A 13,251-nucleotide genomic window follows, 5' to 3' on the forward strand; every position below is an offset into this window, starting at 1 on the left:
TACCGGCTTCCCGAGTGCGCATGCGAAAGAGCTTCAGCCCTTGTAGTCCGGATTTGGCCGGGTCGGGACCGGTGCGTCGGTCTCCTTGCGCCACGCCTTGAGTTCGCCGAGCAGCTCTTCGGCTTTCTCAGGATCCGACTGCAAGCGATCCTGCTTTTCGGACGGGTCATCAGCCAGATTGAAGAGGCGCAGCGAACCGTCTTCGAAATACTCGATCAGTTTCCAGTCGCCCTTGCGGATCACGCTACATGGAGTGGTCCGGAAATGCTTCGACTGATCGCCGTGGACCGGGCCATACGCTTCGAGGTAGCCCGGGAAGTGCCAGAAAAGGTTCCGGGATCCGATGGCTCCTCCAGCCGCCAACGGGCCGAAGTCGACGCCGTCCAAAAGTTCGGGAAGTTCTCCGCCCGCTGCCTTCACGAGGGTGGGAAACAGATCGACCTGATGCACCGGAATGTCGCATCTGCTGCCAGCTTTGGTCTTGCCCGGCCAGCGGACGATGAACGGCTCGCGAATCCCGCCTTCAAGATACATGCCCTTGCTGCCGCTCAGAGGATCCGCGGTCGAGAAACCGGCGTGGGGGCCGTTGTCGGAGGTGAAGACCACGATGGTGTCGTCTTCCAGTCCGAGCTCGGCGAGGGTGTCTAGGACGGTTCCGACCGCCCGATCCATCGCGTCGATCATTGCCGCGTATTTCGGGTTGTCGTGGTGGGTGCCCGCTGTCTTCGACTTGTAGCGGGCCGTCACTTCGGACTCGGCCTCGATCGGCGTGTGGACCGAGTAGAACGGGAAGTAGACGAAAAACGGATCGTCTTTCCGGGTGCGGATCCAATCCGACACGTCCTTCGCCAGCCGCGCGGGAAGGTGTTCCCCCTTTGGACCGTCCTTCAGCACGGGTGACTTGTACGGCGAGAAGTAGCTCTTTGGGTGACCCCAATCGCAGGCGCCGATGTTGTGGTCGAAGCCGTAGGGTTTCGGGTCTTTGGACAGGTGCCACTTGCCGGCCACGCAAGTCGCGTAGCCTGCCTTCTGCAGGGCTTGGGGCAGGGCGGGGAACTTCGGATCGAGGACGGTCCGGTTCTCGATCGGGATCAGCTTGCGGTCCTTCGACTTTCCGCGATCCGACTTGCCGACGGTGAAGACGCCGTGACGGGGAGTGTAGAGTCCGGTGATGAGGCAGGCTCGTGATGGCGCGCAGTTGGCCGCTCCCGCATACGCCTGGCTGAAGGTCATGCCCTCCTTCGCGAGGGCATCGATTCTGGGGGATTCGTAGTAGTCGGATCCCTGGCAGCCGAGGTCGGTCCAGCCGAGGTCGTCCGCGTAGAAGAGGATGATGTTGGGTTTCGCGAGGCAGGGCAGGACCAGTGCCGTCGCCAACAGGAGGTACTTCACCACGGTCATGGCTTGGTCCAGACGGGGATGGCGTGCTCGGTGATCTCCTTGTCGAGCGCGCGCATGCGCTGCGTGAGGGACTCGACCACTTCGGGTTTCGATTTCGCCAGATTGGCGGATTCGGCCAGATCCGACGACAGGTCGTAGAGTTCGGGGGTTGCCTTCTTCTTCGAGTTCTTGAGCAAGAACTTCCAGTTGCCAGAGCGGATGCCCTCGAGTTCGCCCCTTGCGGTGTAGAAGACCATTTCCTTGCGCGGCGAGTCGGCCTTGCCGGTGAGGCTCCCGCGGATGTTGTGGCCATCGATCCGTTGTTCGGGGAGTTTCGCTCCGGCGAGATCGGCGATGGTGGGCAGGATGTCCATGGTCGAGGTGAAGGCGTCGCTCTCGGTCCCGGCCGGAACCCGACCCGGAGCCCAAACGACACACGGCACCCGCTGTCCGCCTTCGTAGGTTGTGCCCTTGCCGGCGCGGAGCGGCCCGGCGGATCCGCCGTGATGCTTGAACTGGAGCCAAGGACCGTTGTCGCTGGTATAGATCAGGTAGGTGTTCTTATCGAGGCCGAGCTCGCGGAGCTTGTCGGCGATCCGCCCGACCTGATCGTCGATATGTTCGATCACGCAGGTGTAGGCGTTCTGCGGATCGGGATCGGCGACGTCGTCCGGGACGAAGAGCGGGATGTGGGGCATCGAGTGAGCGAGGTAGAGGAAGAAAGGTTGGTCCTTGTTCTCGCTGATGAACTCGATGGCGCGGTCGGTGTAGCGGCGGGTGATGGTGCGCTGGTCCGCCGGCGCCTCGATGATCTCGGTGCCTTCGACCAGAGGAGCGTTCCACTTGGAAAACGACTCCGCCTGGGCCTTCCAGATCGGGTCGAGCGATCCCCGCCACTTGCTCTTGTTGTCGGGGTGGCTCATGTCGTTCGAGTAGGGGATGCCGTAGTAGGAATCGAATCCTTGGGTGGTGGGGAGCGTCTCGGCATGGTGACCGAGGTGCCACTTGCCGACGCAGGCGGTCTTGTAGCCGACGGTCTTCAGCACATCCGCGATCGTGGTTGTTTTCTCCGGATTGAGGCCGGTGGTGCTTTGCGGGAAAAGCACGTGGCGATGGAGCCCGACCCTCTTCGGATAGCAACCGGTCAGGAGCGCGGCTCTGGATGGCGTGCAAACGGATGACGCGACGTAGAAGCTCGTCATGCGACGGCCTTCCTTCGCGAGCCGGTCAATGTTCGGCGTCTTGATCTTCTCGGAGCCGAAGCAGCCCAAGTCTCCATAGCCCTGATCGTCGGTGAAGATGATGACGAAATTCGGCGGCGCTGCGGCGGCCGGCATGAGGATCAGGAGGAGGGAAAGGAGATATCGGTACATGGGCCTACTAAAACGGTCTCCGACCACCGAATCTCGCGGATTTGTGAGTCTTCCGTCGCTTCGGAGGCGGGATTGGAAACGAAAGCCGATCTTCCCATTGATTGGAGGCGATCCTGCTCCATGCTCGACGCCCATGCCTGAGACGATCGAAGCCGAGGTCATCGAGATCGACGGCAAGCCGCCGGAACCGGCTGCTGCTGCCGACGATTCGGCGAGCGGTGGTGCTTGGGGTGGATTCGGACGTTTCCGGACACTGAAACTGGACCGGAGATGGTGGCCCGTGTGGGTGGTTCTAGGAATCGTGGTCGTTGGACTCGCGATCGTCTTCGGACTGTTGTTCGGATTGCTCTATCTCGGTTTCGCCTTGGTCCGTTCCGTGCTGCGGCTGTTGTTCGGGAGTGGCGGAGGCCCGGACGGAGGGAGTTTAAGCCGTGGCTGACGGTTTTTACCCAAGTTATTCACAATCCACGTGAGGGTCCGAGAGGTCGTGGGATTTGTGTGACGTATTCGTTTCAAACGAATTAGGTGCCTTCCTGCCCATCCGAACATGGGTTGTGAATAACCTGTGGAAGATCTGAGAAGGGCGGCGAGATCTGCATCGCCCCCATATTCTCCGGGTGTTCCAGCCGTTTGAAACGAGTTATTCACTACGAATAAGTCGGGCTGACTGTCCCTGCTCCAGCCAGCAGGCGAAGATGACTTTTTGAGATCCGCTCAAAGAAATTCACTCATTTCAAACAAGTGCTTCAGGGATGGCGGGGTGTTGAGTCACTTCTTCCACAAGTTATTCACAACGATGCGCAGAATTCGCGCAGGCGCCGTGATGTCGACCGCTATTTGAGGAAGTTTTCCAGCAAACGGAGTCCTGCCTGCTGGCTCTTCTCCGGGTGGAACTGGGTGGCGAGGAGGTTGCCGCGACGGATCGCGCTGGCGAATCTCACGCCCTCGTATTCGGTCCACATCGCAACCAGCTCCGGGTCCTCCGGCTCCGGATAGTAGGAGTGGACGAAGTAGAAGTAGGGGGCTTCGCCCAGTCCGTCCCAGATCGGATCGTCCGGGTGGGTGGCGGTCGCCGCATTCCATCCCATGTGGGGAATCTTGCGCCCGTCATCCGGAAAGCGGACGACGTTGCCGTCGAAGATCGAGAGTCCGGTCGAACCCGGACTTTCCTCGCCTGCTTCGAAGAGAAGCTGATAGCCGACGCAAATCCCGAAAAACGGCCGGTCGGCCCGAACCCACTCGCGGATCGGCTCGGCGAGGCCGCGGCTTTCCAATTCTCGGATGCTGTCGCCAAAAGCGCCGACTCCGGGAAGGATCAGGTGGGTCAGGCCCTCGAAGCCCGATGGCTCTGCGACGATGCGAGGTTCAATGCCGAGGCTCTGGACCGCGTTGGCGACGCTCCGGAGGTTGCCGGCGCCGTAGTCGATGATGCCTGCCTTCATGGGGAGGACCGGGGCTCGTTCAGAGCGCTTCCTTGGTGCTCGGGATGCCGGTGACCCTCGGGTCGTTCTCGCAGGCCTGCCGCAGCGCGCGGGCGAGCCCCTTGAAGATCGCTTCGGCGATGTGGTGGCCATCGCGGCCGTAGAGCAATTCGACGTGGATGTTGGCTCTCAGGTTCGACGCCAGGGCGCGACAGAACTCCTCGACCAAGGTGAACGGGAAGTTCGGTGCGGACGGAGTGTCCGATGGCGCCCGGAATTCGAGATGGGGGCGGTTGCTCAGGTCCACGACGACGCGTGCGAGCGTCTCGTCCATGGGTAGGTAGCAGCAGCCGTAGCGACGGATGCCCTTCTTGTCGCCGAGCGCTTCGCGCATCGCTTCACCGATCACGATTCCGGTGTCCTCGACAGTGTGATGGAAATCGACTTCGAGATCTCCCTCGGCCTCGAGGTTCACATCAAAGAGCCCGTGGCGGGAGAAGAGCGTCAGCATGTGGTCGAAGAACCCGATCCCGGTCGAGATCTTCGATTCCCCGTTGCCATCGAGATCGATGGACAGCTCGATGCGTGTTTCCGCAGTGGATCGGCTGCGATTGGAAGTCCGGCTCTGCATGCGCGCCCATTGGCGGGCTGGGAGGCCCGTCTGTCAATTCGCGGCAGGAAAAAGACGCTTCTCAGTTCGAGGGCATTTTGGCCTCGAGTTTCTTGAGGTAGGGCTCGGGCAAGCGGGCGCTTCTGGCGTTCGAAACCGCCTTTCGGGCTTCGTCCATGGTCGGGCTGCCGCTGAGCGTCTCCCAGCTCTCGGCCCATACGTTGTCGCCGTCCGGCACTTGGGCGGTGTCGAGTCGCTCAAGCCGCTGGATCTCCTGGCGGAGGCGGGTCTGTGTGGCGTTGAGCGGTTCCTTGTGAAACGGGTCGAGGCTGAGCCACTTGATGCCGGCCTCCTTCTCCTGCGCCACCCGGCGCTCGTAGGCGGCGGAGGCCTCGTCGATCGCTTGCTGGCTTCGCGCGCGGTCCTTCTCAGGAATTCTCGCGATGCCGTCGGCCCGCTTCTTGAGGCGCTCGTCTAGGGTCGCGAGCTGGCTTTCAACCGATGTCTGCAGGGACTGCATCAGCTTGATCGCGAGCGGAATCGTATCGAGATAAGCGCGGCTCGTCGGGAAGCCGGATTGCAGTTCTTCCCACGCGCGCAGCGCTTGGGTTTTCTGTCCGAGTGAGGCGAGTTTTTCGACCTTCGAGGCGGCGATTTCCGCGTCGAGCGTGTAGGCCTTCTCGTCGCGCTCGTCGCCCGGGATCATCTTGTCCTCGAACTTCACGCCGCCTTCCCGGATCACCTCGCGTTCCTCGTCGAGGGTCTTGAGCATTTCGGACGCCTTCTTGGCCATGGGTGACGAGCCGTATTCCCCGATGAAGCCTTCGACCGCTTCGATCCGCTTGTCGTAGTCTTCGAGCTCCAGCAGGTCCGGCGTCGGAACGAGGTCCTTGATTTTCTCGTAGGCGAGCTCGTCCTTCTTCTCCGCGATGACTTCCAGGACATCCGCCTTGGGGATCTTGCGCTGGTCACGGATCGTTTTGGTCACTTGGACCGCGACGAGGTACTCACCGCCCTCCTCGCTGATGACGAATCCTTCGAATTCCGTGCCATCCTTGAGCCGGATGGTGTCGGCGAGGCCGATGGAGAGGGCGAACGGGGCAATTGCGAGCAGGCTGGGCTTCATGCGGGAAGCTTACCGGCGGCCGGGATCGGGCGGCGAGCGGAAATCGATTCAGTCTTTCGTCGAGTCCAATGCCTTGATTTCCGCGACCGTCGTCAGTGTCGAGGCTTGACGGTCCGGTCCGATAATCTCGACCGTCCCGCCGGGCTGGCGGGCACTGCGTCGTTCGAACCGTTCCAGCGGCAATGCGGCGATCGCATCGGCCATCGGAGCGGGGGCGTCCGGTCCGACCGCGATGCGGTGGCGCAGTTTGCCGTGTGCCAGCGCGTTGATGCTGTCGGTGTAGATTACGGGATTCTCGTCGATCGGCGGGATCGATTCCGTCCACGGATGCAGGGCCGGCGGGGTTTGAAAGCCCAGCGCGGCGAGTCTCGAGAGGTTGAGTCGCGTCAGTCCCGCCGTTGAGTCACCGAACACCATCGACCTGTCCTCGTAGTCGAGATTGATGACTTTGCTTCCCGGGCGCGCTTCGTCGAGTCGGTCGCCCCCGCTTACGAAATTTTCGCCGAGCAGCGTGCAGAGGTCCTGCGCCCAGAGGTTCCACTCGTCCTCCAGGGTCACGGCGCCGAGATCCATCGCAGCTTGTGCGGCGATGGCGTAGGTGAGCGCGCGGCCGTCGCTCATCGGTTCCGGGTTGTCGCCCGGGCGTTCGTTCAGGAACCGGGCGTCGCCGAACGACTCGCGGCAGAGCTTGCCGAGCTTCTGTGCCTTCTCCTTCCACACGGGATCGCCGGTTGCGGTATGGAGCGCGGCGTAGGCGGAGACCATGCGGAAACTCGCGGTCGCGGAAGGGGTGCCATCGGGGCGTGGCGAGGGGAATCTCTCTTCCCGGGCCTTCAGCAGCTTCTTCCTTCCCGACTCGGCAAGCGTGCGGACCTCGGCTTCCGTCAGGCCGGATTCGGTAGAGGCGTCTTCGAAGCTCTTGCGGAGAGCGAGGGAGTTCAACCGGAAGAAGCGTCGTTGGGGATCTGCTTCGGAAGGCAGGTTGCCGAGGCGGTCGAATTCGGAAAGGGTGTCCCACACCTTGTATTCCTCCGCGGTGAGAACGGCTTTCAGTTGTTCGATGGTCCACAGCCAATCGCCATCCGGGGTCGGTGAGGGCTGCGCCGCCATGGCGAAGAGGCCTTCCGAAGTCCGGAACTGGGATTCGGCGAAGGATGCCGCCTGCTTCGCACTGTCGAGGGTGTCCGGATTCGCCCCCTCCACATGCAACCGGCAGAAAATCCGGATCGCTCTCGCTTGGGTGGCGCAGTCGCGGATGAAGATCGGCAGATTCCACGATGAACCTCGCCGGGCGGTGTAGATGCCGCCATCGAGGGGATCGATGATGGCGCTGTGGAGGATGGCGTCGAGCAATCCGTCGCGAGTGCGCGTGCTCCGCTCCTTGAGGTCATCCGGCAGGTCGGGGTGGATGGATGCGACCGAGATCGCTTCCAGTACGCCGAGCGGGATCAGGCCGCCGGTGCCGGCCAAGGTCTGGACGTCCTCGTCGTAGAAACTGGTCAGCCGCCGGATGGATGAACGGTAGAGGGTGTCGCGTTCGTCCGGGTCATCCACCGCCGGATCGACCGCGGGAATATTCGCCTTCCTGAGCGTGGTTTTGGCCGCGCTGTCTTCGAGGACATACTTGGGCGACTCTGCCCAAAGGCGGGCCAGCACCTCCACGGAGTTGTCGAAGAACTGCAGCAGCGCGGGATCGTTTTCGTAGCGGATCGGCAGCCAGCTGACTGGCGAGCCGTCGGGGGCGAGCAGCAACAGAAACGGAAAAGAAACCCCGGTTCGGGCCTCGGCGCTGAGGGCGGAGGCCATCAGCGCGGTCTCGCGGCAGATGTCGAGGTCGACGAGAACCGGGACGAAATCGTTGTTGAGGCGGCTGACGATGTCAGGATCTCCCTCGAGGGCGCTGAGGGTTTCGTATGAACCGGGGTAACGGGCGGAGCCGATGAGGGCGAAAATCAGTCGCTGGGAGTCCTCCGCCTTCTGGAGCAGATCCGGATTCCAGCGCTGCCAGTGGATCTTCGAATTGCCGGCGTGGTGAAGGAATGTCGAAGGAGCTTCCGCCACTTGGTTGGCCCGGAGTTCCGGCGCGATGATCGGTTCCCGGGAGGTCTCATCGTCGACGGGTGCCCGATCGCATCCGCCTATCAGGAAGCAGGCGGTAATAAGCGCAGGGAGGGTGGGGAGAGCTTTCATCGATGGGTTGCGGCGGCCGGGGCGAGCATCCGGTCAACACTGACACACTGCAGAAAAGGCTTTCTCCCCTACAAGCCCAAGCTAGTCTCAGCAGCAATTTCCGATCCGTAGAAGAAGAGTGTGATCAGTATCGCGGTATCAAGTCAGAAGGGTGGAGTGGGGAAGACCACGGTTTCGATCAACCTCGCCCACGCCTTCGCAAGGGCCGGTTTCCGGACTCTTCTGGTGGATGCGGACCCGCAGGGTTCGGTGGGTCTCTCGCTGACTCGGCAGTCGCGGTTGCTTTCCGGGTTCTACGATTATCTCGCGGATCCGGGGATCCCGTTCGAGCGTCTGCTCGTGCCGACCCGGCTTGATACGTTTTCCCTCGTGGCGAGTGGCCAGGCGGGCGACTACGAGGTCGGTGGAGCGCCGACGGGAGCGAGCCTGTCGCGAGTGCGCAGTTTTCTCAGAACCGTCGAGGCACGCGATTTCGACATCTGCCTGATCGACACCCCTGCCGGACTCTTCGGCCTGACGGCGGATGTGATTTGTTCGAGCGATGCGGTGCTGGTGCCGCAGCAGGCCGAGCCTCTCGGCATCCGTTCCGTTCCCAAAATGCTGGAGGGGCTGAATCGCCTGCGTGTGATTCATCCGGGGTTGGCCGTCCTCGGGGTCGTGCTGACGATGGTCCAGCAGAACATGGAGGAAAGCCGCGAGTCGGTGATCGCCTTGCGCAACCTTCTCCCGGAGGAGCTCTTGCTGCGAACGCTGGTTCCGCGCGACCCGCTGTTCGTGAAGGCCAGTGCGCGGGGCTTGCCGATCGGGGTGATGGAGGAAGGGACCGGCGCGCTTGCCGTCTTTGACTCCCTTCGGTCTGAAATCGAAGCCAAGCTGAACATCACCTCCAAAGCCGCCCAAGTCGGCTGAAGCCATGGATCCCGTCGAGCCATGGATCGATGCCGATGCGGTCCGGCGGTTGGCCCGCCAGTTGGTTGTGCCGCCCCGTTCCGGTCCTTCGCGCGGCTCGGAAGACCCCGGATTCGGTCCCGGTTTCGAGGGTTTCATTCCGGGGGGGCAGCCGGCCTTGAAGTCGGTACCCGAGCCCTCGCCTGAGGAAGCTCCCGAGCCGAAGCCTTTCCTGTCGACCGAGCCTGTCGCCCGCGAAGCTCCCCCGGCTTTGCCCGAGGAGGCGCCGGAAGATGCGGTGCGAGGTCCATTGGTCGCCCGCATGGAGGGCTTCCGGGACTGGATGGTGAGGAATCTCGACGCGCGCGGCGCGTTCATTCTTGATCGAGAAGGAGAGCCCGTTCTGGACGATCCGGCTTACGCCAAGCTCCACTTTCTCGCTCGGAGTCTTGCCCAGGCGTATCGCCCGGTGAAGGGCGAGGTGGGGAATGTTCATGTCAAGGTCGGAGCGGAGGCCTACCTCACCGTCGTCCCTGTCGATACCGCCTTCGGGCGTCTCGTGCTCGGCACGGTGCTTTCGAAGCCGCTCGATGCCGAATCGGCCGCGGTGGTTGCGGAGGCGCTGTCACGTGCATCGCGTCCCGAGCGCCGCTGACCTCATTTGGTCCTGCGGTTCTGGACGATGAGGGTGATCGCGGTCAGCACACAGGCGACGAGATTCGTGACGCCGAGCATCACCGCCGAAAGGTAAACGGTGGGGAGGTCCTGGTTGCCCCATGGTTTCTTGTCGGCGAGGAAGATCTCGGTGCGGCGCCCGATCTCCTCGTTGCGGTAGTCCATGCGGAAGGTCTTGGCCTCCTCGACGAGCAGCTCGATCCGCTTGTTGACGAAGTAGTCGGAGAGCGGTTTCGCATCCGGTGAATCGGGCCGCACCTCCAGTGACTCGAGTTCGAGCATGGTCCCGCCTCGCGCGATCTGGGTCAGACGCTCCGCTGTGTCGGCCGCGGCCTTGTGGCTCGTGGAGTCCGCCCCGACCAAGAGCTGCAGCGCGCGCTTCATGATCTCGAACCGCTCGCTGCTTCCTTCCTCGAGCGGCGCTTCGCGGGTCTCGATCATTTCCTTGAAGGTGTCGACCCGGCGCTGGATGCGAATCCGTTCGAGATCGAACGGGTTGCGGGTTGCCTGCGTCACGACCATGCCTTCGTAAGCGAAGCGCAGCGGCATGTATTTGGCGGGGACCGGGATTCCGCCGCGTTCGCGCTCGATGCCGGCGTTCTCGAATAGGCCCCGGTTCATCTCCCGGAACGGAACGAGCGCGCCGGCCAGAAGCATCTGGGGAACGAGCAGCAGCGGAACCGCGGTCAGTGCCGCCCTTTCCGTTCTTACCAGGGCGGAGACAAGCAGGGCGAGCGAGGTGCCCGTGCATGCGGTGAGCGTCATCCACTGCCACTGGTCGATGAGGGTGCCGCGGATTTCCAGGATGTGGTGCCCGACGGCGGTGTAGATCAGGCACTGCACGGCCGCAACTACGGCAAGTGCCGTAAATTTGGCGGTGACATACAGGATCGGGCTCGGCTTCGCGTTGCGTTCACGACGGAGGATCGGCCTGTCGCGGAGGATCTCGGTCGCCGAGTTGGTCAGGCCGAGGAACATCGCGACCGTGGCCGAGAGGAACATGTAGGCCGGGATGTGGAGGGCGGTGGAGAACTTGTAGGCGCCTTCGGGTGAAGAGCGCAGGGTGATCGCGATAAGGGCAGCCAGCAGCGGTGCTTCGATGAGCGTTGCGTAGATGGTGCCGCGGTTCCGGAGCTTCGAAAGGAAGGAGCGGACGAACTGGGTCTGGAAGACGCGGATGGCCTCGCTGATCCTGCGCCGTCCGGTGTGGATCGCCGGGGTGGCGCCGGAGGTGAGCTCGGGGAGCGATCCGATACGCGAGGGTGGCGCCTGCACTCCAAGCGAGTGGATGAGCACCCGGCTTTCGTATCTTTCCTGCCAAAACGTCGGAGGGAACCGCCGCGCAGCGGTCGGGCTCTGGCCTCCGCCAATTTGGGCGAGCGGCGTTTCGAGGATGTCGAAAACGAAGTCGGCTCCGAGCGGCGCCTTGGCATCGACCGCGGGGTGGGGGATCGACAATTCGCCGCAGGCCTCGCGGAAGTATTCGATCATCCCGGACGGGGTGCCGAAGAATGCCAGTCTGCCGCCGTTGTCGAGCAGCAGCACCTTGTCGCAAAGTCGCAGGACATTCGCGCCCGGGCGGTGCAGCGAGGCGATCACGATCTTGTCCCGGGCGAGCGAGCGAAGGGTCTCTGCGACGTGCTCGGAGTCCTTCGACGAGAGTCCGGAAATGGGTTCGTCGAAGAGGAACACTTCCGCGGCACTTCCGAGATCGAGGCCGAGGTTGAGACGGCTGCGTTCCCCGCCGCTGAGCGTCTTCTCGCCAGGGGCGCCGACGCGGCGTCGGGAAATTCCCTGCAGGCCGAGCTCCGCGAGAATGCCGTCGGCGCGACGGTCGATTTCCGATTTCGGGAGGGCGGCACGCCGGATCGCCGTGGCGTGCCGCAGGTGCTCGCGCACGCTGAGCTGGGGGTTCAGCGCTTCCTCCTGGGGCATGTTGGCGACAAAGCGGACGAGGCTTTCGCGGTGTTCGTAGAGGGACGCTTCGTTCAGCCGGATGCGTCCCCGGCTCGGCTTGCGGTGCCCGGCGAGAATCGAAAGCAGCGTGCTCTTGCCGCAGCCGCTCGGTCCGATGATGCACATCATCTCGCCGCGGCGGACTTCGAAGCTGATGTTGTCCAGCGCGCGGGCTTCAGGGCCGAAGTCGTGGATCAGGTCCTCGACCCGGAGCATCTCGATCAGGTTCCTTTCCTCGTCGATGATGCCTTCGCTGAACCGGCATCGCAGCGCCTGCGTGCGCGAGATCCGGATGACCGATCCTTCGCGGAGTTGCGCTGAAGCTCGGACCGGCGAGCCATCTGCCAGCACCGGACCTGCTGCCTCCCGGATGAAAACGTCGCCTGTCCTTTTCTCCGGATCGAAACGGACACGGAGGACTACCCGCGGCGCGAGACCCGGGCTGAGCAGGAGATCGCCGCGTTCGAGAACCGACGGATCGTTCGAAATGCGGAAGTCCCGCTGGTCCGCGCTGAGGCGGAATCGTCCGCCGGCCTCCGCCGCGCGGCGCCGCAGGGCGTCGAGGGATGCGGAAAAGCCATTCTCGCCGCTGAGGCGATCGTGGTGATCGCAAATCACCGGAGCGCCCGGCTGCAAGGGACCGCGGCCGATCACCACGGTGGCGGTCGGCTTGAGAGCTTCGACCTCGGCATGGAGGCCGAAGCGGATCCGCACCGTGCTCTGGCGGCTTCGCGCCCGCTCGCTGGTCCAGCCGTCTTCGGTGCCGACGAGGAAGATGGTCGAGGGGTTGCCGGTCAGCGCGACGTTGAGGAAGAAAATCAGGTCCTCGCAAGTCAGGGTCCATCCGGGCACCACCAGTTGCTGCCGGGTCCGCATCCGCAGAAAGTTTCCTGGCTCCAGCGACCGACCGCGCACCCAAAGCGGAGCCTTACCGGTATTCCGGACGAGGACGAGGTCAGCGGCGCGGTAAACCCGGAATCCGTGCTCCGCGGCCTCGAGCGGCAAACGGACGTCGGCATTGTGGCGCCGGGAAAAGATCACGCGCTCGAAGCCCACGGGTGACTCGATCGGAAGCCCTCCCATTTCATCGAGGATCTGCCGCGCATGCTCCGGGCGGCCGAGGCGCCGCATGAAGACCTCGAAGGCCGTGCGGCTCCGGTCGCTGCGCCCGACCGCGTCCACCAGCGTGTAGAGTTGCAGTCCGACCGCCATCTTCTCCGGGTCATCGAGGACCTCGCGCAACTCGGCCGCGGTGGTCGCCAGCGGTTTCGGATCGCGCACGGCCCGTTGCACCCGCCGGCCCAGCCAGCTGTGGTCGGCCTCGGGGAAGGCGTTGCGCAAAAGGTCGAGAATCAGGTCCGCCTCGCCGGGGGCCAGCCGCCCGTCGAGCGTCGCGAATCCTGCGAAGGCATCGACCATCATGCCGAGCACGCGCCCGCTCGTCGCGCCCCGTGCCCGGGGTGGCAGCCAATCCCGGCGTTGCCGCCGTTTCGGGCGGGACGTTTCGGGGTTCCGGGCGGGCGGTTCTGCCATCGGGCGGATGCTCCCCGATGCGATTCTCGAGGGCAAGAACGGCCGGAAAAAATGGGGTTTCCTTTCCCCGGGCCGGGGCTAGGCTCCCCCGCCTTTGCC

Annotated in this window: 10 protein-coding genes; 3 read left to right on the forward strand and 7 right to left on the reverse strand. The window is 63.6% G+C overall.

Annotated features, from left to right (window positions below; translation table 11 throughout):
- Positions 1–33 precede the first annotated feature (33 nt).
- Both HAHE_RS16625 and HAHE_RS16630 read right to left on the reverse strand, forming a co-directional pair.
- Entirely contained in the window at positions 34–1,401 is a 1,368-nt protein-coding gene (locus tag HAHE_RS16625; protein ID WP_338685997.1) for a sulfatase, read from the reverse strand.
- The gene (locus HAHE_RS16630; protein ID WP_338685999.1) at positions 1,398–2,753 is read right to left on the reverse strand and encodes a sulfatase; all 1,356 of its coding nucleotides are present in this window, start codon (positions 2,751–2,753) and stop codon (positions 1,398–1,400) included. Before HAHE_RS16630 ends, HAHE_RS16625 begins: the two co-directional genes overlap by 4 nt.
- A gap of 133 nt (positions 2,754–2,886) precedes the next feature.
- Between HAHE_RS16630 and HAHE_RS16635 the strand changes: the two genes are divergently transcribed.
- A complete protein-coding gene (locus HAHE_RS16635; protein ID WP_338686000.1) occupies positions 2,887–3,192 on the forward strand; it encodes a hypothetical protein in 306 nt (101 codons plus the stop codon).
- Positions 3,193–3,586: 394 nt separating this feature from the next.
- Here the strand turns inward: HAHE_RS16635 and hisH are convergent, their stop codons facing one another.
- The 4 genes from hisH to HAHE_RS16655 all read right to left on the reverse strand — a co-directional run bounded on the left by hisH (position 3,587) and on the right by HAHE_RS16655 (position 8,100).
- On the reverse strand, positions 3,587–4,195 hold the full coding sequence (gene hisH / locus HAHE_RS16640) for an imidazole glycerol phosphate synthase subunit HisH (RefSeq protein WP_338686002.1): 609 nt from the start codon (positions 4,193–4,195) through the stop codon (positions 3,587–3,589).
- Between the two features lie 19 nt (positions 4,196–4,214).
- Complete coding sequence (gene hisB / locus HAHE_RS16645) at positions 4,215–4,805, reverse strand: imidazoleglycerol-phosphate dehydratase HisB (RefSeq protein WP_338686003.1); 591 nt, start codon at positions 4,803–4,805, stop codon at positions 4,215–4,217.
- A 61-nt stretch (positions 4,806–4,866) separates the two neighbouring features.
- Entirely contained in the window at positions 4,867–5,910 is a 1,044-nt protein-coding gene (locus tag HAHE_RS16650) for a PTPDL family protein (protein ID WP_338686005.1), read from the reverse strand.
- Between the two features lie 48 nt (positions 5,911–5,958).
- Positions 5,959–8,100 carry a DUF255 domain-containing protein gene (locus HAHE_RS16655; RefSeq protein ID WP_338686007.1) on the reverse strand — a complete coding sequence of 714 codons (2,142 nt, stop codon included), beginning with the start codon at positions 8,098–8,100 and terminating at the stop codon, positions 5,959–5,961.
- Positions 8,101–8,220: 120 nt separating this feature from the next.
- Between HAHE_RS16655 and HAHE_RS16660 the strand changes: the two genes are divergently transcribed.
- Together HAHE_RS16660 and HAHE_RS16665 are read left to right on the forward strand one after the other, a co-directional pair.
- Positions 8,221–9,009 (forward strand): ParA family protein, encoded by a 789-nt coding sequence (locus HAHE_RS16660; protein WP_338686008.1) that lies wholly within the window; start codon positions 8,221–8,223, stop codon positions 9,007–9,009.
- Positions 9,010–9,013: 4 nt separating this feature from the next.
- Positions 9,014–9,643 carry a hypothetical protein gene (locus HAHE_RS16665; RefSeq protein ID WP_338686010.1) on the forward strand — a complete coding sequence of 210 codons (630 nt, stop codon included), beginning with the start codon at positions 9,014–9,016 and terminating at the stop codon, positions 9,641–9,643.
- Positions 9,644–9,645: 2 nt separating this feature from the next.
- Here HAHE_RS16665 and HAHE_RS16670 read toward each other — a convergent pair whose 3' ends face one another.
- Entirely contained in the window at positions 9,646–13,152 is a 3,507-nt protein-coding gene (locus HAHE_RS16670) for an ATP-binding cassette domain-containing protein (protein ID WP_338686012.1), read from the reverse strand.
- Between the last annotated feature and the right edge of the window lie 99 nt (positions 13,153–13,251).

This window comes from Haloferula helveola, from assembly GCF_037076345.1.
In the GTDB taxonomy this organism is placed as follows: domain Bacteria; phylum Verrucomicrobiota; class Verrucomicrobiia; order Verrucomicrobiales; family Akkermansiaceae; genus Haloferula; species Haloferula helveola.